We start from the raw sequence: 19134 nt of genomic DNA on the forward strand, positions 1-19134 counted from the left end.
TCTATAATGTAATCATTACAATATAAAGTTTTTCTGTTTTTTTTATCTTATTTTATCTGGTACCTTACGTTTTTCAATTTCAATGTTTCCAACTTTTGTTTCATCAACCAAGATTGTTTGTTCTCTAAAATCATTAATCCAATTTTTGTTTTCATTCCCATTTGTTTTTGAGTCAACTATTAAAAATCTAAATTTATCACAACCCAAAGTAGGGGAATTGTATTTTTCAGCTACTGGAATATATAAATATTTATGACTTAAAGGAAAATTTGAATATTCGCAGGGATAAAATCCATATTTTGGTAAGCCGTACCAGGAAATCAAATATTGATAACCATAATCATAAAAAGAATCAGTATATGTGTATAAATCAAAACCATTATTTTCATTATGTCTATAAATCCAGTCAATCGCTTTTTCTTGATTATAAAGTAAGCTTCTGTCGTTCGATGGCTTTAGGTAATTAATATAATTTTGAGAAAAGTTAACAATATTTAAAAACAAAATTCCAAAAATAAACAATTTTCCTGTTTTGTTTTTCAGTTCATAACACATTAGGAGCGTAGCGACTAATGTGATCACAGGTAAGTATACAGTATGCCATTCTCTCCATCCGTGATTACTTCCAAAAAATAAATAACTTACAAAAATCAAAAATAAAGTTAAATACACAAAACGTTTTGTAAATTCTTTTTTGTGCTTTCGCTTTAAATACACAATTACAATAGCAATTGTGAGAATTAATCCCAAAATATAATTTTGTGGAATAGTTACAGATCCAATTATTTTTACAAACTCCACAAATATTTGTTTAAAATTTGTTCCAAGAAAAACCTTTAGTCCTGAGCCTGTCGAAGGATTTTTCCCAGCTCTAATATAATCTGTAATTATTTTAATTAATCCAATTGCAGGAATTATAAATGCAAACACAAGAAAATTTCGCCGAGAAATTTTTTTATAAAGTACTAAATAAAATCCAACCAAAATATAAAATAAAAGAAAAACAACTGCTCCAGCAAGTTCTGTATTAAATGCTAAAAGTATTGGAATTAATGCAAGTCGATATTTTTCTTTCACCAAAAATAAAATTAATATTATCGATAAAACTACAAGCGGAAATGGATTAAATCCATAAAGGCTTGTATTAAAAAATGGCCAGAAAATCATTAATCCAAAGAGAGTTATCAAAGCAATTTTTTTGTTTATTTCTTTTTGTATTTCATAAATTAAAGCTAAACAAATTCCCAAATTTAGAATTATCAACATTAAAACACTTCCATAAGGACTGCCTTTTAAGATGACATAACCAATCGAAATAAAGTAATACCAAAGCGGGCCTGTATAAAGTCCAGCAACTGAAGATTGAGGACCTTTTGTAAAAAGCGCATGAGAGTTTAGAATCTCTCTTACATAAACTGCATCTCTTCCTTCATCAGCTGTAAAATATAAATTATTATTTTGTATTATAAAAATTCTAGTTATAAAACCAAACAATAAAATTACGCCAACTAAAATCCAGAAATATTTTTTCACTTGAAGTTATTTTATCAGATACAAGCTTTGCTTATATCAAGGAGTTGCAGTAGGAGAGGATGTGCCTTGTGTTTTTAATTGATTAATAATTGTCTGAAAATCAGTTTTTGCAGTTTGCAAATCTTTAAGCGCTGTTTGCAAATCTGCTCTTGCACTTTTAAGTGCTGCAGTATTACTTGCAGATGTTGCTGTATTTCCCTGATCTGGCGCCAAATTAATTACCAAGTTTGTCGCATTCGTTTCCTGCGTTGTTGCATCAGTTAATTTTGTATTTGCATCGTTTAATGTATTTTGTAAATTTGCATTTCCGTTTATACGCCCGGCAATTTTTGTTGACACCTGGTTCATTAAATCAATTGTTTCGCTCTCGCGTTCTGCTGCAGAGAGAATTCGTGTCTGTGGTAAATAAAGCATATAGATTCTATATTCATCAAAGATAGATTTCTGGTCAGCTCGAAGAGTTTGCATATCAGTATCTGCATCAATCTTAGTTTTTAAATTATTTAAATCACTTATTTGTGTATTAATTGAAGTTACAAAATTCGTTTTCTGTGAATCGTTTAGTTTCTTAAACCCATTTACCAAACTAATTGCATTTGTTAGCGATGTAAGTCTTCTTTCAATTTCTGCATCAGCTTTTTGTTTAACTATGGTAATTCTATTGTTTGTAGCTGTTGGAGTTTGTGCTAATACAACTGTTGGACTAAGTATTAATAATCCCGAAATTAAAGTAATAAAAAAAGTTTTCTTCATTTAATAATTTGGTTGTGGAATTGGTGTATCGTTTGCTGCTGCATTTGCACTATTCACTGAATTACTTGAGTTTGTAAAACTTTGATTAATCGTATCCATATCAGTTTGTAAATCGTCATTACTATTTCCAGAAGTTACATTATATGTCGAAGAAGCAGTTGTGTTTGTTGTTAAGTTGTTGTTTGTAGCATTCTTTTTACCAAAAATAAAAATTCCTATAGCAAGTATTACAACAGCAGAAGCGACTAAAATTAAATTATTATTGTTCATCCGTATTAGGATAAATTATAACACCTGAAAAAAGGCTTAAGTCAAATTTTCGATTTTATAGTGTATAATAATGCAATGACAAACTTTAATAAATTAGCTCCAGACGCTTTGTTAGATAAAACAGTTAAAAACTTAAAAGTAAACGGCATTGAAAGTTTCGTCTTCGAGAATACTGATGAAGCAAAGAAAAAACTTTTTAAATTAATTCCTGAAAACTCGGAAGTAATGACGATGTCTTCAGAAACTCTTCGTTTGTCAGGAATTACCAAGGAAATAAACGAAAGTGGTAAATATAATTCCGTAAAAAATGAGCTAAATAAAATGAATCGCGAGACTGATAGTTTAAAAATGCAAAAGCTTGGATCAGCTCCGGAATATTGTCTTGGAAGTGTTCATGCCGTTACTTCAGACGGCCACGTCTTTATTGCAAGCAATACTGGAAGTCAGTTGTCAGCTTATGTTTACGGCGCAAGTCATGTTATTTGGGTTATAGGTACTCAAAAAATAGTTAAAGATGATAAAGATGCAATAGCACGTATTTATGATTATATCCTGCCAAAAGAATCTGTGAGGTTGGCCGAGCAGTATGGAAATCCCGAAATAAAAAGTAACGTCAGTAAAATATTAATAGTAAATAAAGAATTTAATCCAGACAGAGTTAAAATTTTATTTGTTAAAGAAGAAATAGGTTTTTAAGAAGACTACTTCAGTTTACACTCCGTTTTTAAAAAATTACAGGATTGAATTTATTTCTGTAACAGTTAAATATTAATTTATGAAACAAGAACGTCTTTGGATAGAAAGAATGCAAGATACCTATAAACCAGAAATTAGAAAAGAAAATCCCATAAATGCTCAATATGGGATTAAAACAAATTTAACTCCCTGTCAAATTATAAATATTTATGAGTCTCAAAATCGACCTTTGAAAAAACAAAAGCATCACCATTAAAAAGTAGTATAATGTTCTCATGGAATTAGCTATCTTAGCTGTAATAATTATTTTAGTTTTACTTTCTCTTCGCGTTAATCAGGAATATGAAAGGGCAGTTGTTTTTCAGCTCGGTCGTTTTAAAAAAGTTGCAGATGCTGGAATATTCTTTTTAGTTCCAATTCTTGAAACTGCAACTAAGGTTAGTCTTCGTACCATTACAATGGAAATTCCTTCCCAAAAAATTATTACTAAAGATAATGTTTCTATAGACATCGCAGCTGTTGCTTATTATCACATTGTTGATCCTCAAAAAGCAGTTATTGCAATTGAAAATGTACACTCAGCAGTTAATCAAATAAGCCAAACTACAGTAAGAAATGTAATTGGCCAATTTGTCTTAGATCAATTATTATCTAAAACTGCTGACATTAACGACCAAATTAAAAATGTTATCGACAAACACACTGAAGGTTGGGGAGTGCAAGTAACAGCAGTTGAAATAAAAGATATTCAGCTTCCAGATAATATGCAAAGAGCGATGGCGCGTGAAGCCGAAGCAGAGCGAGACAAAAGAGCAAATATTATTGCAGCAGAAGGAGAAATGCTCGCAGCGACTAAATTAGGAGAGGCAAGCGATATTATTGCAAAGCACCCAATTGCATTACAACTTAGAACGCTTCAAACCATGTCAGAAATTTCTACAGAGAAAAATTCCACCATCATTTTCCCAGCTCAATTTATGACAAGCATTCAAGAAGTAATGAAAACTGTAGCAGGGGATCTGATAAATACGCGCTAAAAGCGACGAACTCATTTATCTTACTTTCTTCATGAAAAGTGGAATCAAGTGTCCTACAACTGCTATCACAAAAAATATTGCTGCAAGCTGTAATGGATGTCCGCCGTCAAGTGGCCTTGCAATAATTATTCCAAGAGCAATTCCTCCAGCAGCGTGAACCAGTGAATTATAAAAAGGATATTTGGAAAAATACTTCATTTGTTTATCTATAATCTTGTTCATATAATTAATACTGATGAAAAAGAAAAAGTTTGTCAAGCGTCCTTGTCCTGTTTGTGGCTCTCCAATTGGAGTAGTCGCAGGTAGTCGTGACGCAATCTGTAAAAATTGTGGTTTCAAAGACTCTTGCTGTGAATAATCTCTCCATAATAATTCCGGTTTTAAATGAAGAAAAATATATCGGTAATCTTTTGCAAATTTTAGTTAACCAATCTTTAAAAAATTTTGAAGTAATTGTTGTTGACGGTAAATCAACTGATAATACAATTAAAGTTGTAGAGAAATTTAAAAATAAACTTAATTTAAAAATAATTAAAGCTCCTCATAAAGGTGTTTCATTTCAAAGAAATCTTGGAGCATCAAATGCTTCCGCAGAAATTTTATTATTTTTAGACGCTGATGTTAGTTTTGAAAATAATTTTCTAGAAAAAATAGTCAAAGAATTTAATACTAAAGATTATGGAGTAGGGACAGTGGCAAGTTTCCCAGATGATCATAATTTTTTAGATACTTTTTTAAGTACTATTTATAATTTTTATCAAAGGCTCACAGCAAATTTTAATCCAGTTGTTTATGGTTTTATTATTTTGTCAACTAAAATTGCTCACAAAAGCATCAACGGGTTTAATGAAAATCTAATTTTTGCAGAAGACACAGATTATGTAAAAAGGATTGTTGAAAAGGGTTTTAAATTTCAAATAATTGATTCAATAAAAATCTATTATTCAACAAGAAGAATAAAAAGAGAAGGTCGGCTTGTTTATGAATATAAAATGATCAAGTATTTTTTTACAAAAAAAATTAAATACGATTGACTTCTTAATTTCAGTCTGTTACTATCGGACAAAATGAATCCTCAAAACACAAGTTCCACAAGAAACATCCTTGTAGGTGTCGTAGTAATTATTATTGTTATTCTTTTTGCAGTTTTTCTTATTAGAAGAAACCAAACAAATAATTTAATAAATACAAATTCTGCTTTGCCTACTCCAGTTGCAACTTTTAATCCAACTCTTCCAAACAATTTTGGAATTACAGTTCCATCTGGAGCAACTACAGCAAACTTGCATGATGTAACAGGAAGTAATCAAATGGGCCTTGCAACTCTTGATACCTCAAACGGCTTAAATAAATATACAATTGTTGCAAATTTAAATGATCCTTCAGCTGGATATTTCTATCAAGCCTGGCTTGTAAACGGTACAAATTATATTTCCCTTGGAAAATTATCAGTCACAAAAGCAGGATATTTATTAAATTATAATTCCCCAGTTAATATATCTGACCATAAAGTAGTTTGGATAACTCTTGAAAAGGTTTTTGACGCGACTCCAGAAACCCACGTCCTAGAAGGCAGTTTCTAGTTTCACCTTATTCCTGTTACAATTACTTGTGAAGAAAACACTATTATCTCTCGCTGCAGCGTTTGTTGTAATTACTCCTCAAGGAAAAACTGTTTACCAGGTTTTAGGAGATTCAACATCTCTCCAAATTCCCGCCAAATCTCAAATTCAAGTCAAAAATATTGCTGAAAATGTAAACAGTAATGAAATTTCTCTTGCAAACAATAACGGCAAAATTGAGCTAAATGGCGTAGATGTAACAAATATGCACGAAACTTTAGTTGATATAGAGTCACGTCCAAATTCTAATGAAATCCAAATTGGAAATTCAAATGGAAAGTTTTCAATCACAGAAAATAATATTACAGCTTTAACTTCTTTTCCAATTACAATCGATCCCTCCCAAAACGAATTATCTGTACAAACAAATTCCGGAAATCGTCTTGTCAGTATTTTGCCTTATGAAGCAAGTCTTACTTTAATGCGTGCAGGTACTGTAGACTCAATTAAAAATAATCAAATTGCGCTGGAAGAATCAAGTAACGGTGAGCTTCAATATAATATTGATGGAGTTAAAAATTTAAATTTATTTAATGTTGTTAGTTTAAAAGAAGATATTGCAGCGAGTGTTTCTGCTTCAACTGGAGCGGTTCTAAATACAAATGAACCAGTGTGGTTACATTTTCTTACATTCATGTTTTCTAAATGATAAAAAAGATAATTTTGTTTCTTGTTTTATTTCTTGTTATTTTTCAAACCGCCGGTAGGCAGAATATATTCGCCCAGTCAAAAGAAGAATTTGAAAAAGCTCAGGTTATATCTGTTGATAAAGAAGGAGTAAACAATTCTTTTGGTGCCAAATTAAGATTTCAGGATCTTACTTTAAAAATAATTGACGGAAGTGATGTTGGCAAAACTATTGAGTTAGAAAACGGTGGCGATTCCTTTCTTACAGATAGTCAATTAGCAAAAGTAGGGGATATTTTAATTCTAGATAAAACTGATAACGGTATTAATATTCTTGATAAATATCGCTTAAATAGTATTCCGTTTTTAATAATTGGTTTTGTAATTTTGCTTCTATTAGTCGCAGGTCTTTCTGGAATTGGTTCAATTGCAGGTTTAATAATAAGCCTTGCAGTTATTTTGTTATTTATAATTCCGCAAATTCTTCATGGCGCAAATCCGCTTTTCGTAACAATTATTGGCTCTCTTGTTATATTAGTTGTTTCAACATATCTTGCCCATGGTATAAGTAAAAAGACAACCATTGCATTAACTTCAACTTTCATTGCCCTAATTATTGCAAGCATTCTTTCAATTGCTTTTGTAAATTTCACAAATCTTGCAGGAATTGGAGATGATGAGGCAGTCTCTCTCCTGACAGCAGGAGCTACTCAAAATATTAACTTACAAGGTCTACTTCTCTCAGGAATTATTATCGGTACTCTTGGAGCATTAAATGACATAACAACAACCCAATCAGCAACTATTTTTGAATTACACGAAACAAATAAAAATTTATCATTTGACGATCTAGTCAAAAAGGGAAGTAGAGTAGGCCGTGAACATATCGTTTCCTTGGTTAATACTTTAGTTTTGGCTTATGCAGGAAGTGCCTTAGCAATTTTTATTTATTTTGAATTAAATCCTGGCGGTCAGCCTCTTTGGGTAGTTTTAAACAATGAAATCATAATTGATGAAGTCGTCCGCACTATCGCAGGAACATGTGGTTTAATTTTAGCAATTCCTATTTGTACTTTCCTTGCAAGCTGGTGGGTTAAAAGAAAATAATGTGATATTATTAATTTCTTAAAGGAGGTGATAATTATGTGTACTAATTGCGGTAAATCTTTAACTAACGAAAATATGTGCGACTGTGATGGACAATGTTTTTGTAATGAGGAAAATTGCGACCATAAAAAAGGGAAACATTGTAAAGAGTGTCATCAAAACAAAAATCAAAATTAATTCTTAAATAGCTGTATGCCATTTATTAATTTGATTATTGGTTTTTAGATATTCACTGTCCTTCCATTTTTTCATAAATTCTGGATTATCCAAAAGATCCACGATAATCTTCTGTTTATATAAATTAATTAGCAACATATCATCTGGAAATATATTTTTATCCTCCAGCACATTATTTAAATAGTTATTTAAAAATCTGAATCTGTTTGTACAGATATAACCATCTGGCTCACAATGTTTTCTGAAATCTCGCATTGTTTCTATTTCTTTAGAGGTATTTTTATAAGCTTCATTTTTATACATCATCCAAATAATTGGATTGCTAAATGTCATTTCATCTGAAATTTGTTGTAAATCAAGTTTCAGTAAATTTATTTTTTTATCAAGCTCTTTTATTTTTTTATTATCCTTTTTCAAAATTAATTTAAATTTTTCGTTTTCAAATTTTTTAATTTCTTCATTTAATATTTCATATTCTTTGTACTGTAAAATTAATCTTTTAACTGTCTTTTTAGCAAAATCTAAGTTATTCATATTTTTTTATAAAATCATTAAAAACATTTTTATCTAATTTTTCGCCAATGAAAACTAGATAATCTTTTTCTGGTTTTGCTTTTAATTTCACATAATTTATCTTTTTTGGTGTTGCTTGAATTTCATAATTTAATTTATTTTTCGTCTCAAAAGTTCCTTTAACTCTTTTTAAATTTATTTTCTTATCATATATTTGCTTAATAAATAAATTTATACTTGCAATTTCAATATTTTTATTTGGATTTACAACAATATAATCAATATTTTTTGTATGATCTTCATTTAATATTTTTGTTAGCTCTGCAAGATGTTTAAGAAGTTTATCGCTTGATTTTGATTCATCTCTCTCCGCAATTTTTTGAGGATTTATTTCTACTTTTGAATTAATTGATATTATAAATTTCTTCATTTTTCTTACAACTTGAGCATCAACTAAATCAATTTTTGATAATATGACTATATCAGCGAGTTCTATATCTAATTTTTTATTTTTCTTTAAATAATCTATTGAATTTTCAAGAGAGTCGATAACAAGAATATTTCTACTTAAATAAAAATTATCATCAAATTCGCTATTAAGCATAAACTGTTGAATAAGTTTTACAGAGCTTGCTACACCAGTTGTTTCAATTATCAAAGATTTAACATTTTCTAATTTTGCTATCTTATCAAAAGCATCGAAAAGTTCACGTCCTGATGAACAACAAATACATCCTCCAGCAATTCCGTAAATATCAATATCACATGTATCTTTTAAACTTGCTTCGTCTATATTTATATTCGCAAACTCATTCTCAATAACAACTGAATTTTTAAAATCATCTGTTTTTAACATTCCTTTTATGAAGGTAGTTTTACCGCTTCCTAAAGATCCGTGTATTAAATATGTTGGTATTTTGTGTGTCATATGTTTTGAAAAATAACAAAAGAATTAACAATGTCGTTCATAGGTTTTACCTCCATTACTGGCTTAAATATCTTGAAAGAATGTTTAGATAAAGGTTTATACAAAATCCGTCTTGCCCCCCACGAAGATCTTGCAAGTATGTGAGTATTTTTCAAAGTTTGTTTTTTAATTTTTTCCAAAATTTTATCTTTTATATTTGAATTAATACCAGCCAGTGCTGCCACAAAAATAGCATTAAAATTTTTATAACCCTCAAAATCTAATGCATCCACCTGGATAACTTTAATTTTATTTTGTAATTTAAGTTCTTTTATTAAACTGCTTGAAAGATCAACTGCCTCTTTTTCTTTTTCCAATATTGTAACTTTTTGCCTGTAGATCTTTGCAAGCATTATTGCGGTCATTGGTAATGGCCCTCCACCAACAAAAAGTATTTTATGTTTCTTGTGAACACTACAACTTTTTAAACTAAACCACTCCAGTTTGGTAAGTTTTAAGTAATTTTCAAAATAGGGGAATTTGTAAATATTTTTTTGAGACCAATATTTTTCTAGTTCGTATTCTGCGCTACTGCAAACTTTTTGTAAATTTTCAATTTGCTTTTTGTTTAAATTATTTTTTTCCTCTTTTAATGTATTTTCAACAAGGGTACTAAAAAGTCTATTAACTTTTTCGCTTGGTAAGTAGTTATCTAAATTAGTTATTTCGTTATACAATTTTTGCATTTTCCAAAAAACTCTAAACTATGACTCTCAATTAAAAAATTTTTATTTGTAATACTTTTTATTAATTTCTTCTCGTCAACTTTGACATCCTCAATCTTGCCGCAAGTTTTACAAATTAAATGATGATGATGTCCGTGATCTTTCCATTCATATCTTTTTTTTCCATCTCCAAATTCAATTTCTGTTATAAGCCCGTCTTTTATAAAAGATGTAAGTTCTCGATAAATTGTAGTTTTATTTGCATCAATTTCTTCCAAGATCTCTGGAACAGAAATAGGAGATTTAGATTTCGCAAGTAATTTTTGTAATTTCGTTTTTATCATTCATGTATTATATGCAACCAAGTTGCATAAGTCAAATTGTGTTAAAATTAAAAAATGGCAATATTCTTTACAATCTGTACTTTCTTCTCGACCCTTATAGGTGGGCTTGTGGGTCTAAAGTACAAAGATAAACTACATCTCATCTTGGGGTTTACGGCTGGAGTGCTTGTGGCAGTTGTTGCTTTTGATATTTTTCCAGAAATTTTTGAATTAGTTGAAAAAACCAAAGTTGAATCAGTTTATCCAATGATAGCTCTTGTTTTTGGTTTTCTGCTTTTCCATGTATTCGAAAAAACAATTCTTATTCATCACGAAGAAGAAGACGCATACGGTTCCCATCACCATCCGCAAGTGGGTATTGCATCAGCCATTGCTTTATCAGGTCATTCTTTTATGGACGGAGTTGGAATTGGTTTGGGTTTTCAAGTAAGCCCTGCAATTGGAGTACTCGTTGCAATTGCGGTAATTGCTCATGATTTCTCAGATGGACTAAACACTGTAACCTTAGTTCTAGTCAATAAAAATAAAGACAAACAGGCTCTTTATTTATTATTATTAGATGCGATTACGCCAGTTATTGGTGTAATTTCAACATTATTTTTTAAAGTTCCAGATAGTTTTCTTGTTTTATATTTAGGTTTTTTTGCGGGGTTTTTGCTTTATATTGGATCTTCTGATATCTTACCAGAAGCTCATAGAGAGCATTCTTCTTATTTAACCATTCTTATGACCCTTATTGGAGTTGCATTTATTTTTCTAATAACTAGAATAGTCTAAAGAGAAATGATTTTTGTAAATTACAAAACATATGAAGAGTCTTCAGGAGACAACGCTCTTTCTTTAACAAAAATAATCGAAGAAGTAAGTAAAGAATCTCAGATAAAAATCATTCCAGTTGTTCAAGCTCTTGATTTGAAAGAAATAGTTTCTGAAAGTAATTTAGAAATTTGGGCTCAAAAAGTTGATCCAGTTGATTTTGGTGCTCACACAGGAAGTATTCTGCCAAAAGAAGTTCGCGAAGCGGGTGCATATGGAACTTTTTTAAATCATTCAGAAAATAAAATTTCAGATTTTAATGTATTAACAAACACTGTTAAAGTCTGTAAAGAAGTTGGTTTAAAAACTTTAGTATTTGCGGCAGATCTGGAAGAACTAAAAAGGAACCTCGATATATCTCCAGATTTTATTTCTTACGAGCCTCCTGAGTTGGTTGGAAGCACTGATACTTCTGTTAGTCAGGCAAAGCCAGAAGTTATAAAAGATGCCGTCGCGCTGGCAAAAGATGCTGGCATTCCTCTAATAATTGGAGCAGGAGTAAAAAGCGAAGAAGATATGAGAATTGGTTTACAATTAGGCGCTGCAGGTTTTGCAATCGCAAGCAGCATTGTAAAAGCCGAAGACCCAAAAAAAGAATTACTCCAATTGGTAGAAGGCTACAAATGAACGAAAATTCAATAAAAGGTGTCAACTGGAGTCGAATTGAGTTTAGTAGTGGAACTGCGGTTCGAGTTTTGGGTTTCCTGGAAATTTTAATACCTGGTTCTATTTTATGTTTAATGATTATTGGAAAATGAAAATATATCTTGGATCAGACCATAGAGGTTTCGCTTTAAAAAATAAAATAGCAACATGGCTTGAAAGTTGGAATTACGAATTTGAAGATTTAGGTCCGGATAAATTAAATCCGGATGATGATTACACAACTTATGCTTCATCAGTTGCCAAAAAAGTAAGCGAAGAAAAAAATTGTCTAGGTATTCTTCTTTGTGGCAGTGGAGTAGGGGTAGACATCACTGCAAACAAATTTCATGGAATTAGAGCTGGAATTGGTAAAACACAAGATCAGGTAAAGGCAGCGAAAAATGACGACAATATAAATATTTTAGTTCTTGCAAGCGACTTTACGACAGACGAAGAGGCACAAAACATGCTTAAAGTTTTTTTAGAAACAAAATTTGATAATTTACCTCGTCACGAAAGAAGGCTGGAAGAAATCAAGAATATAGAAGATAATAAATCATGATCTCTCTTCCCAAGCTTTCTGATTTTAATTTAACAGGCAAACGCGTAATTGTTCGCGCTGATTTGGATATTTCCCCGGAAGATATAAATAATATTCGTTTAACTTCGCTTTCTCAAACTCTCGATTATCTAAAAAATCAAAATGCATTAATTACAATTATTGGACATCGCGGCCGCCCACAAGGGCTTGATGAAAGCTTAAGTCTAAAGCCTTTTGAACAATATTTTAAAAAATGGGAAGCAAGAGTTTTGGAAAATCTTCGTTTTGACGAAAGAGAAGAAAAAAATGACGAAAGCTTTGCCAAAGAATTGTCAGCAGGTCAGGATTTTTATGTTAATGAAGCTTTTGGCGTAAGCCACCGCGAACACGCATCAATTGTCGGTTTACCGAAATTACTTCCTCATGCAGCAGGCTTTAGGTTTGTTTCTGAAATAGAAAATCTTTCCAAAGTTTTAGAAAACCCGCAAAGACCATTAATTTTTATCATTAGCGGATTAAAAGACGACAAGCTTTCATATATGGAAAGTTTTTTAAAATTATCAGATAAAATTTTAATTGGAGGAAGAATGCCGGATTATATTCACGATGACAGTCCTCTTCGACATAATGAGAAAGTTGTTGTTGCCGACTTATTACCAGACAAAGAAGATATCACTATTCATTCAATTGAAAAGTTTGAAACTGAAATAATAAAATCTAAAACAATAGTTGTAAGTGGCCCAATTGGAAAATTTGAAGAAGAAGGCCACAGGCAGGGGACTTCCCGAGTTTTCTTTAATGTTACAAATAGTAATTCATTTAAAATTGCAGGAGGGGGGGATACAGAAACTGCAATTAATTTACTTAATCTAAAAGATAAATTTAATTGGATAAGTGTCGGCGGAGGAGCAATGCTAGAGTTTCTTGCCAAAGGCACTCTCCCTGGAATTGTTTCCCTTCTTGAAAAATAACTTATGCCAAAGCGTTTTATAAATCCATCATTAGCTGACGTTACTGAAGATATCGCAGGCGCTGTTCCCTTAGAAATTATTCAGAAATGGATTACAAGTAATAAAACAAAAAAACTTCACGAAGATATTTTAAAAAATTATTTAGTTGAAGGAACCGTCGTTGCATCAGACTCCGCGGGCCTTAGTAAATTAAGTGAAGAATTAGATTTATTGGAAGTTATGAAAATAGTAAGTCATCCTAAAGATTTAGTTTATAAATACGGCAGCGAAATTGGAGGAGTTGGAATTGGAATATGGGCAGCAGACAATACAGAAATGTTTTATCCAAAATCTGTTTCGCCTAAATTAATTTATGAGAAAATGCAACAAGTCCAAAAAGAATTAGAAAATTTCTCACTTCACATCGGCATGGCGATTCACTACGGAAAATTTATTAAAATCGGTGGAGGTTTATTTGGTGATGAAGCAGATTTTGTTGAAGATTTGGCGGAAAATCATACTGAAGGAGGAGAAATAAAATTAACTAAATCCTTTTCTAAATTACTAAATGACAAACATATATCCAATACCATTTAACAAAGACTTTTACGACGATTTGACTAAAAATTTATCAGATAAAAAAGTTTATGATGCAGTCTATAAAAAATATTCTTTTACAAAAACAGTTATTTTAGTCAAAATCCTTCACCCAAAAAGAAAATTTTTATTAGATGAATTAAGCGATTGGTTGCTTGCAAATTCATTAATTGAAAAATTATTAGAATTTCATGAAGTCCAAAAAATTAAATCAAACGGAAGTTTAGGGATTTTTGTTACAGATAAAAATGAAGTAGCAATTAATTTTGCCAAAGATTTGCAGGATAATTTAAGTGACAATTTTAATATTAGTATTGGTTTATGTCGTGGCAATGTTTTATTATTTGATCTTCAAAAAGAAGGATGGGAAATTGCCGGCGGACCGGTAAATGTCGCCAGTAAAATCGCAGAAGATAGTGGAGTTGTAAATAAAATTTTAATTGAAGAATCAGTTAAGCTGCCAAAAAATATCAAAGGCGAAAATTTTAAATTTGAAATTTCTCATATTGAGATTTCAGGAGTTGCTATCTGAAAGTTTCATTCTCTCTATAACTTGTTCTGGAAAAATAGGAACTCTTGCCTGTGCTAGGTCTATTATTTTCATAAGCTCGGTAAAATTTTTAGCATTTAAATCTTTTAGTCTCTCTAGAGAAACCTCATTTATATCTAACCTCTCCAATTCTTCTCTTTGCATACGAGACATGAATATGGCCGACATTCCAATCATAAATTTAAAATCCATTTCTAATATAGAAAGTTGTGAACTTCTAGCTTCTGCAAAGAAAGCGTCTGCGCTAGACTTTATACTGTTAATATCTTCATCTCTAAAACCAGATTTTTGAACTAACTCTTTATATTCTTTACCATCTGCAAATAGTGAATTGGAATTCGCTTGTGTTAAACTTCTCCTAAAACTAATGATAAACTTTAAACAATCTCCACCAGCCTCAGTAATTGCACCATTTTTTATAAGTTCCGTTATAAATCTCTCGTCTTCTTGTCTTAGCATTTCATTAGCTCTTTGTTCTGACATATTTTTTTATTAAAAAAATTATAGTATAGTGAATACAAATGGTCAAAGTTGGCATAAATGGTTTTGGTAGAATTGGGCGTTTAGCTTTTAGAATTGGTTTATTAAAGCACACTGGCGAAATCGAATTTGCAGCAATTAATACTTCAGGCAGCATGCCGACAGCAAGTTGGGCACATCTTGTAAATTACGACACAACATATAGGAAATTTGCAAAAGAAATTAAATCTGAGGAATTAAAAGATCCAAAAGAAGCAACAGATGAAAATCCCCAAATTGGAAATCTAATTGTTGATGGTGTAAAAATTCCAGTTCTTGCTCAAAAAGATCCCGAAAAACTTCCTTGGAGCAAATACGGAGTTGACGTTGTAATTGAATCTACTGGCCATTTTACAGATGCAGAAGGCGCCGCAAAGCACGCCAAAGGTGGCGCAAAGCGCGTAATTATTTCAGCCCCTCCGAAGGGGAGTAATGTTAACACTTATGTAATTGGGGTTAATGAATATGACGGTAAATCACAAGTTGTTTCAAATGCCAGCTGTACTACAAATTGTATTGCTCCAGTTGCAGCAGTAATGCATGCAAAATTTGGAATTGAAAAAGCTGCAATGACAACAGCCCACGCATATACAGATGACCAAGTTTTGGAAGATGGATCTCATTCAGATTTGCGCCGCGCGCGCGCTGCTGCAGTTAATATTGTGCCCACAACTACAGGAGCAGCAATTTCAACAACTGAAACCATTCCCGATCTAAAAGGTTTATTTGACGGCCGTGCTTTAAGAGTCCCAGTTGTCACAGGATCCATTACAGATTTTGCAATTATTACCAAAAAAGTTACTTCTATAGAAGAAGTTAATCAGGCATTTATCGACGCTTCGGAAAATGCGTTATACAAGGGCATTCTTGCAGTAAGTAACGAGCCTTTAGTTTCATCAGATATTATTGGCAGAAGCGAATCAGCAATTGTTGATTTAGGATTAACGCAGGTTATTGGCGGCAATTTAGTTAAAGTTTTTGCCTGGTATGATAACGAATGGGGTTATACAAATCGCCTCGTTGAGCAAGTAGTCCGTGTTAGCAGAAGTTTAAATAGTAACACGGCTCCAACTGATCCAATAACTCTAAGTTTCACTCCTCAAAAATAATCTCTTCGTGCTAAAATGAATTTATGAAGATCATTCCTGCCATTTTAACTGATGACATTAGCGAATTAACGTCCCTTGAAAATAAAGCTGAAGGCATTGTTGATCGAATTCAAATTGATGTTATTGATAATAAATTTGCCAACAATTCCACAGTTGATCCAGCAGTTTTAAAAAATATAACAACTGTTTTAAATTTGGATTTTCATTTAATGGTCAAAGATCCAGTTGAATGGGTAGAGCATTGTGTGCCAAATAGCGCCAATAGAATGATTGGCCAAATTGAATTTATGCAAAATCAAATGGAATTTGTCGATAAAGTAAAGGCAACGACCACAGAAGCTGGTCTCGCAATTGATTTGGATACACCAATTGAAAAAGTGAGTCAAAATGTTTTACCCAAATTAGATGTCTTGCTTTTAATGAGTGTTAAAGCTGGTTTTGGCGGTCAGGAATTTGATCTTTCAGTTTTTGACAAAATAAAAGCAGCTAATGAATTACGACACAAACTAAATTTAAATTTTAAATTATTGGTTGATGGCGGAGTAACAGTTGAATTAGTTCACGAAATGGAAAGTTTGGGAGTTGATGAAGTTGCAGTCGGAAAAAGAATATTTGAACCAAGTCTTGTAGATAATCTAAAATTATTCAATGGTCAAAATTAAACACATCTCTTATTTTGGTTTTGCAGACACAGCGCCGTCCGACCCGTTGTACAAAGAAGCTTACGAATGTGCAAAATTTTTAGCGCAAAAAGGATTTGTCACAATAAACGGCGGCGGTCCGGGAACTATGCGTGCTGTTTCTGAAGGCGCTAAAGCTGGCGGCGGGACAACAATTGGAGTTACTTTTTATCCAAAAGATATTACAAATTTTGAAGGACGCGACCCGAATAATCCAATTGATCAGGAAGTTGTCACTAAAAATTATCTTGAGCGAACACTTAAACTTCTTGAATTAGGAGATTTGTATGTTATTTTCGCAGGGGGAACAGGAACAATTTCAGAATTTGGAATGGCTTGGGGATTAGCAAAACTTTATTATGGTCATCACAAACCTTTAATTTTGTATGGAAAATTCTGGAAAGCAATCATTGATTCATTTATTAATAATATGAGAATTCGTCCTGAAGATTTAAAAGTTTATAAAATTGTAGAAACTCCGGAAAAGGCATATGAAGAAATTCTAACTTTTGAAAGGTTAATTAAAGATAAAGAAAACGCAAATAGCAACGAAAAAGCTTTCGAGCTATAAAAGATCTACTGCCATGGATTTAGAATTAGCTGCCAACCAAATAAGAATTGATATTATCACTATGCTTGAGCGCGCCGGTTCTGGTCATCCCGGCGGCGCTCTTGGAATGGCAGATATTTTTGCAAGTCTTTATTTTAGTATTTTAAATCACGATCCAAGTAATCCTGATTGGGAAGAACGCGACAGATTAATTTTAAGCAATGGCCATATCGTACCTGTGCGTTATGCAGCCATGGCAGAAAGTGGTTATTTTGACGTTAAAGAATTAAAAACACTTCGCAAATTAAATTCTAGATTGCAAGGTCATCCGGAACGCGGTAAATTGCCAGGTTTAGAAACAACTTCTGGCCCATTAGGTTCTGGTTTGGGCCAAGCTGCTGGGATTGCTCTTGGTGCGAAATTAGATAATAAAAGATTTAGAGTTTATTGTGTCATGTCTGACGGGGAGCAGGATGAAGGAAATACTTGGGAGGCAGTTTTATTTGCAGTCAAATACAAATTAGGAAATTTAACTGCAATTATTGATAGAAATAAAATTCAATTAAGTGGTAACACAGAAGAGATAATGCCCATTAATTTTTTAGTTGATAAATATAAATCTTTTCATTGGAATGTTGAAGAAATTGATGGGTCTAATTTCAAAGAAATTGCGACTGCTATTAAAAAGGCAAAAGATATTTATGATAGACCAACAGTAATTATTGCAAATACTATTCCAGGTAAAGGAGTTAGCTTTATGGAAAATAAATATGTATGGCATGGCAAAGCTCCAAATAAAGAAGAGGCAAAATTGGCATTAAAGGAATTAGAAAAAACGCGTGATGAAATTAAAGAAAGGATAAAAGAAAATGATTAATCCCAAACAAAATCTTTCAGAAAATATTTTCAAAAAAAATATTGAACAAGCTTCCACTCGTATTGGTTTTGGCGAAGGATTATTAATTGCAGGAGAAAAAAATATAAATGTTGTTGCCTTATCTGCAGATCTTGAAGAGTCCGTTCATGTAAATTTATTTAAAGAAAAATTCCCGCAACGTTTTTTTGAAACCGGTGTTGCCGAACAGGCAATGATAACAGTTTCATCAGGTCTTGCAAATTACGGTAAAATTCCTTTTGCAGCAAGTTATTCTGTATTTTCTCCAGGTCGCACCTGGGAACAAATTCGTACCACTATTTGTATTAACAATGTTCCAGTAAAAATTATCGGCAGTCATACAGGATTAACTGTTGGCCCAGACGGTGCAACTCACCAAATGCTTGAGGATTTTGCTTTAATGAGAAGTCTTCCCAATATGATTGTAATTTCTCCTTGTGACGCCGAAGAAGCCAAAAAAGCAACGCTTGAAATTGCCAAAAATAATAAACCAAGCTATCTTAGATTAACTCGCGCCAGTACTCCTGTTTTTACAACTGATAGAACCCCATTTAATATTGGTAAAGCTGAAACTTTTTGGGAAAGCAAAAATCCATTAGTTGCAATAATTGCAACAGGTCCATTAGTTTATGAAAGTTTACTTGCCGCTAAAGGGTTGCAAAATAGAATGGATGTTTTAGTTATAAATTGTCACACGATAAAACCTCTTGATGAATTAGCAATAATTAGAGCCGCCAAAACTTGTGGGGCAATTATTACAGTAGAGGACCATCAAATTAATGGAGGACTCGGCTCTGCAGTTGCTGAGTGTTTATCAAAAAATTTCCCAACTCCAATTGAAATGGTTGCAGTTGAAGACAAATTTGGAGAAAGTGGAAGTCCAGATGAATTATTAGAAAAATATAATTTAACTAAAGAAAATATAATTGAAAAAGTTAAAAAAGTTATCGCGCGCAAAAACTCCTGACGTG

The 19134-nt window shown here is 32.0% G+C and carries 28 protein-coding genes; 19 read left to right on the forward strand and 9 right to left on the reverse strand.

All coding sequences use genetic code 11. The annotated features are described in order from the left end of the window. Positions 1 to 42: 42 nt before the first annotated feature. The 3 genes from VG895_04950 to VG895_04960 are packed head-to-tail and all read right to left on the reverse strand — an operon-like array spanning position 43 to position 2556. Positions 43 to 1533: a hypothetical protein gene (locus VG895_04950; protein ID HWA52371.1), complete on the reverse strand. Its 1491-nt coding sequence runs from the start codon at positions 1531 to 1533 to the stop codon at positions 43 to 45. Between the two features lie 36 nt (positions 1534 to 1569). Continuing rightward, the gene (locus VG895_04955; GenBank protein HWA52372.1) at positions 1570 to 2286 is read right to left on the reverse strand and encodes a hypothetical protein; all 717 of its coding nucleotides are present in this window, start codon (positions 2284 to 2286) and stop codon (positions 1570 to 1572) included. Next, positions 2287 to 2556 (reverse strand): hypothetical protein, encoded by a 270-nt coding sequence (locus VG895_04960; GenBank protein ID HWA52373.1) that lies wholly within the window; start codon positions 2554 to 2556, stop codon positions 2287 to 2289. It lies immediately after the preceding gene. Positions 2557 to 2631: 75 nt separating this feature from the next. Between VG895_04960 and VG895_04965 the strand changes: the two genes are divergently transcribed. From VG895_04965 to VG895_04975, 3 genes are all read left to right on the forward strand, one after another. Continuing rightward, entirely contained in the window at positions 2632 to 3252 is a 621-nt protein-coding gene (locus VG895_04965; protein HWA52374.1) for an LUD domain-containing protein, read from the forward strand. Positions 3253 to 3331: 79 nt separating this feature from the next. Then, the gene (locus VG895_04970) at positions 3332 to 3508 is read left to right on the forward strand and encodes a hypothetical protein (protein HWA52375.1); all 177 of its coding nucleotides are present in this window, start codon (positions 3332 to 3334) and stop codon (positions 3506 to 3508) included. 19 nt (positions 3509 to 3527) lie between these two features. Continuing rightward, the gene (locus VG895_04975) at positions 3528 to 4289 is read left to right on the forward strand and encodes a slipin family protein (protein ID HWA52376.1); all 762 of its coding nucleotides are present in this window, start codon (positions 3528 to 3530) and stop codon (positions 4287 to 4289) included. A gap of 15 nt (positions 4290 to 4304) precedes the next feature. Here the strand turns inward: VG895_04975 and VG895_04980 are convergent, their stop codons facing one another. After that, complete coding sequence (locus tag VG895_04980; protein HWA52377.1) at positions 4305 to 4511, reverse strand: hypothetical protein; 207 nt, start codon at positions 4509 to 4511, stop codon at positions 4305 to 4307. A gap of 86 nt (positions 4512 to 4597) precedes the next feature. On the opposite strand from VG895_04980, the gene VG895_04985 reads away from it, so the two are divergent. The 4 genes from VG895_04985 to VG895_05000 are packed head-to-tail and all read left to right on the forward strand — an operon-like array spanning position 4598 to position 7645. Beyond that, complete coding sequence (locus VG895_04985) at positions 4598 to 5323, forward strand: glycosyltransferase (GenBank protein HWA52378.1); 726 nt, start codon at positions 4598 to 4600, stop codon at positions 5321 to 5323. Between the two features lie 33 nt (positions 5324 to 5356). Beyond that, positions 5357 to 5872, forward strand: coding sequence for an anti-sigma factor (locus VG895_04990; GenBank protein ID HWA52379.1), 516 nt, complete (start codon positions 5357 to 5359; stop codon positions 5870 to 5872). 28 nt (positions 5873 to 5900) lie between these two features. Further along, positions 5901 to 6560, forward strand: coding sequence for a hypothetical protein (locus tag VG895_04995; GenBank protein HWA52380.1), 660 nt, complete (start codon positions 5901 to 5903; stop codon positions 6558 to 6560). Beyond that, the gene (locus tag VG895_05000) at positions 6557 to 7645 is read left to right on the forward strand and encodes a YibE/F family protein (protein ID HWA52381.1); all 1089 of its coding nucleotides are present in this window, start codon (positions 6557 to 6559) and stop codon (positions 7643 to 7645) included. Before VG895_04995 ends, VG895_05000 begins: the two co-directional genes overlap by 4 nt. 180 nt (positions 7646 to 7825) lie before the next feature. Here VG895_05000 and VG895_05005 read toward each other — a convergent pair whose 3' ends face one another. Genes VG895_05005 through VG895_05020 form a run of 4 tightly spaced genes read right to left on the reverse strand, consistent with a single transcriptional unit; the run spans position 7826 to position 10311 of the window. Then, complete coding sequence (locus VG895_05005) at positions 7826 to 8356, reverse strand: hypothetical protein (protein ID HWA52382.1); 531 nt, start codon at positions 8354 to 8356, stop codon at positions 7826 to 7828. Further along, a complete protein-coding gene (locus VG895_05010; GenBank protein ID HWA52383.1) occupies positions 8349 to 9263 on the reverse strand; it encodes a GTP-binding protein in 915 nt (304 codons plus the stop codon). The genes VG895_05005 and VG895_05010 overlap by 8 nt, the downstream gene beginning before the upstream one ends. Beyond that, on the reverse strand, positions 9260 to 9988 hold the full coding sequence (locus VG895_05015; protein HWA52384.1) for a nicotianamine synthase family protein: 729 nt from the start codon (positions 9986 to 9988) through the stop codon (positions 9260 to 9262). Before VG895_05015 ends, VG895_05010 begins: the two co-directional genes overlap by 4 nt. Next, positions 9964 to 10311, reverse strand: coding sequence for a transcriptional repressor (locus tag VG895_05020; GenBank protein HWA52385.1), 348 nt, complete (start codon positions 10309 to 10311; stop codon positions 9964 to 9966). Before VG895_05020 ends, VG895_05015 begins: the two co-directional genes overlap by 25 nt. A 54-nt stretch (positions 10312 to 10365) precedes the next feature. Between VG895_05020 and VG895_05025 the strand changes: the two genes are divergently transcribed. Genes VG895_05025 through VG895_05055 form a run of 7 tightly spaced genes read left to right on the forward strand, consistent with a single transcriptional unit; the run spans position 10366 to position 14392 of the window. Then, positions 10366 to 11088 (forward strand): ZIP family metal transporter, encoded by a 723-nt coding sequence (locus VG895_05025; GenBank protein HWA52386.1) that lies wholly within the window; start codon positions 10366 to 10368, stop codon positions 11086 to 11088. A gap of 6 nt (positions 11089 to 11094) precedes the next feature. Next, positions 11095 to 11754 (forward strand): triose-phosphate isomerase, encoded by a 660-nt coding sequence (locus VG895_05030; GenBank protein HWA52387.1) that lies wholly within the window; start codon positions 11095 to 11097, stop codon positions 11752 to 11754. Beyond that, the gene (locus VG895_05035; protein HWA52388.1) at positions 11751 to 11885 is read left to right on the forward strand and encodes a hypothetical protein; all 135 of its coding nucleotides are present in this window, start codon (positions 11751 to 11753) and stop codon (positions 11883 to 11885) included. The genes VG895_05030 and VG895_05035 overlap by 4 nt, the downstream gene beginning before the upstream one ends. After that, positions 11882 to 12334, forward strand: coding sequence for an RpiB/LacA/LacB family sugar-phosphate isomerase (locus VG895_05040; GenBank protein HWA52389.1), 453 nt, complete (start codon positions 11882 to 11884; stop codon positions 12332 to 12334). The genes VG895_05035 and VG895_05040 overlap by 4 nt, the downstream gene beginning before the upstream one ends. Next, positions 12331 to 13284, forward strand: a complete 954-nt coding sequence (pgk, locus tag VG895_05045) for a phosphoglycerate kinase (GenBank protein HWA52390.1) — start codon at positions 12331 to 12333, stop codon at positions 13282 to 13284. Before VG895_05040 ends, pgk begins: the two co-directional genes overlap by 4 nt. 3 nt (positions 13285 to 13287) lie before the next feature. Further along, positions 13288 to 13860, forward strand: a complete 573-nt coding sequence (locus VG895_05050; protein ID HWA52391.1) for a hypothetical protein — start codon at positions 13288 to 13290, stop codon at positions 13858 to 13860. Beyond that, positions 13832 to 14392 carry a hypothetical protein gene (locus VG895_05055; protein ID HWA52392.1) on the forward strand — a complete coding sequence of 187 codons (561 nt, stop codon included), beginning with the start codon at positions 13832 to 13834 and terminating at the stop codon, positions 14390 to 14392. Before VG895_05050 ends, VG895_05055 begins: the two co-directional genes overlap by 29 nt. On the opposite strand, the gene VG895_05060 is transcribed toward VG895_05055, so the two are convergent. Beyond that, entirely contained in the window at positions 14375 to 14893 is a 519-nt protein-coding gene (locus VG895_05060) for a hypothetical protein (GenBank protein HWA52393.1), read from the reverse strand. The two genes, VG895_05055 and VG895_05060, sit on opposite strands and share 18 nt — an antisense overlap. 38 nt (positions 14894 to 14931) lie before the next feature. Between VG895_05060 and gap the strand changes: the two genes are divergently transcribed. From gap to VG895_05085, 5 genes are read left to right on the forward strand one after another with little or no spacing between them, the layout of a single operon-like run. Then, complete coding sequence (gene gap, locus VG895_05065) at positions 14932 to 16038, forward strand: type I glyceraldehyde-3-phosphate dehydrogenase (GenBank protein ID HWA52394.1); 1107 nt, start codon at positions 14932 to 14934, stop codon at positions 16036 to 16038. 23 nt (positions 16039 to 16061) lie between these two features. Beyond that, complete coding sequence (locus tag VG895_05070) at positions 16062 to 16700, forward strand: hypothetical protein (protein HWA52395.1); 639 nt, start codon at positions 16062 to 16064, stop codon at positions 16698 to 16700. Next, complete coding sequence (locus tag VG895_05075; protein HWA52396.1) at positions 16687 to 17289, forward strand: LOG family protein; 603 nt, start codon at positions 16687 to 16689, stop codon at positions 17287 to 17289. Before VG895_05070 ends, VG895_05075 begins: the two co-directional genes overlap by 14 nt. A gap of 13 nt (positions 17290 to 17302) precedes the next feature. After that, positions 17303 to 18145: a transketolase gene (locus VG895_05080; GenBank protein ID HWA52397.1), complete on the forward strand. Its 843-nt coding sequence runs from the start codon at positions 17303 to 17305 to the stop codon at positions 18143 to 18145. Continuing rightward, positions 18138 to 19130 carry a transketolase C-terminal domain-containing protein gene (locus tag VG895_05085; protein HWA52398.1) on the forward strand — a complete coding sequence of 331 codons (993 nt, stop codon included), beginning with the start codon at positions 18138 to 18140 and terminating at the stop codon, positions 19128 to 19130. Before VG895_05080 ends, VG895_05085 begins: the two co-directional genes overlap by 8 nt. The last annotated feature ends 4 nt before the right edge of the window (positions 19131 to 19134 follow it).

The organism is Patescibacteria group bacterium, assembly GCA_035549555.1.
Lineage (GTDB): Bacteria > Patescibacteriota > Microgenomatia > UBA8517 > UBA8517 > Co84-156.

Excerpts from the sequence above, each read along its gene's own strand:
- VG895_04955 (HWA52372.1), bottom strand. The coding sequence starts at position 2,286 with ATGAAGAAAACTTTTTTTATTACTTTAATTTCGGGATTATTAATACTT.
- VG895_04960 (HWA52373.1), bottom strand. The coding sequence starts at position 2,556 with ATGAACAATAATAATTTAATTTTAGTCGCTTCTGCTGTTGTAATACTT.
- VG895_04965 (HWA52374.1), top strand. The coding sequence starts at position 2,632 with ATGACAAACTTTAATAAATTAGCTCCAGACGCTTTGTTAGATAAAACA.
- VG895_04970 (HWA52375.1), top strand. The coding sequence starts at position 3,332 with ATGAAACAAGAACGTCTTTGGATAGAAAGAATGCAAGATACCTATAAA.
- VG895_04975 (HWA52376.1), top strand. The coding sequence starts at position 3,528 with ATGGAATTAGCTATCTTAGCTGTAATAATTATTTTAGTTTTACTTTCT.
- VG895_04980 (HWA52377.1), bottom strand. The coding sequence starts at position 4,511 with ATGAACAAGATTATAGATAAACAAATGAAGTATTTTTCCAAATATCCT.
- VG895_04990 (HWA52379.1), top strand. The coding sequence starts at position 5,357 with ATGAATCCTCAAAACACAAGTTCCACAAGAAACATCCTTGTAGGTGTC.
- VG895_05000 (HWA52381.1), top strand. The coding sequence starts at position 6,557 with ATGATAAAAAAGATAATTTTGTTTCTTGTTTTATTTCTTGTTATTTTT.
- VG895_05005 (HWA52382.1), bottom strand. The coding sequence starts at position 8,356 with ATGAATAACTTAGATTTTGCTAAAAAGACAGTTAAAAGATTAATTTTA.
- VG895_05010 (HWA52383.1), bottom strand. The coding sequence starts at position 9,263 with ATGACACACAAAATACCAACATATTTAATACACGGATCTTTAGGAAGC.
- VG895_05015 (HWA52384.1), bottom strand. The coding sequence starts at position 9,988 with ATGCAAAAATTGTATAACGAAATAACTAATTTAGATAACTACTTACCA.
- VG895_05020 (HWA52385.1), bottom strand. The coding sequence starts at position 10,311 with ATGATAAAAACGAAATTACAAAAATTACTTGCGAAATCTAAATCTCCT.
- VG895_05025 (HWA52386.1), top strand. The coding sequence starts at position 10,366 with ATGGCAATATTCTTTACAATCTGTACTTTCTTCTCGACCCTTATAGGT.
- VG895_05030 (HWA52387.1), top strand. The coding sequence starts at position 11,095 with ATGATTTTTGTAAATTACAAAACATATGAAGAGTCTTCAGGAGACAAC.
- VG895_05035 (HWA52388.1), top strand. The coding sequence starts at position 11,751 with ATGAACGAAAATTCAATAAAAGGTGTCAACTGGAGTCGAATTGAGTTT.
- VG895_05040 (HWA52389.1), top strand. The coding sequence starts at position 11,882 with ATGAAAATATATCTTGGATCAGACCATAGAGGTTTCGCTTTAAAAAAT.
- pgk (HWA52390.1), top strand. The coding sequence starts at position 12,331 with ATGATCTCTCTTCCCAAGCTTTCTGATTTTAATTTAACAGGCAAACGC.
- VG895_05050 (HWA52391.1), top strand. The coding sequence starts at position 13,288 with ATGCCAAAGCGTTTTATAAATCCATCATTAGCTGACGTTACTGAAGAT.
- VG895_05055 (HWA52392.1), top strand. The coding sequence starts at position 13,832 with ATGACAAACATATATCCAATACCATTTAACAAAGACTTTTACGACGAT.
- VG895_05060 (HWA52393.1), bottom strand. The coding sequence starts at position 14,893 with ATGTCAGAACAAAGAGCTAATGAAATGCTAAGACAAGAAGACGAGAGA.
- gap (HWA52394.1), top strand. The coding sequence starts at position 14,932 with ATGGTCAAAGTTGGCATAAATGGTTTTGGTAGAATTGGGCGTTTAGCT.
- VG895_05070 (HWA52395.1), top strand. The coding sequence starts at position 16,062 with ATGAAGATCATTCCTGCCATTTTAACTGATGACATTAGCGAATTAACG.
- VG895_05075 (HWA52396.1), top strand. The coding sequence starts at position 16,687 with ATGGTCAAAATTAAACACATCTCTTATTTTGGTTTTGCAGACACAGCG.
- VG895_05080 (HWA52397.1), top strand. The coding sequence starts at position 17,303 with ATGGATTTAGAATTAGCTGCCAACCAAATAAGAATTGATATTATCACT.
- VG895_05085 (HWA52398.1), top strand. The coding sequence starts at position 18,138 with ATGATTAATCCCAAACAAAATCTTTCAGAAAATATTTTCAAAAAAAAT.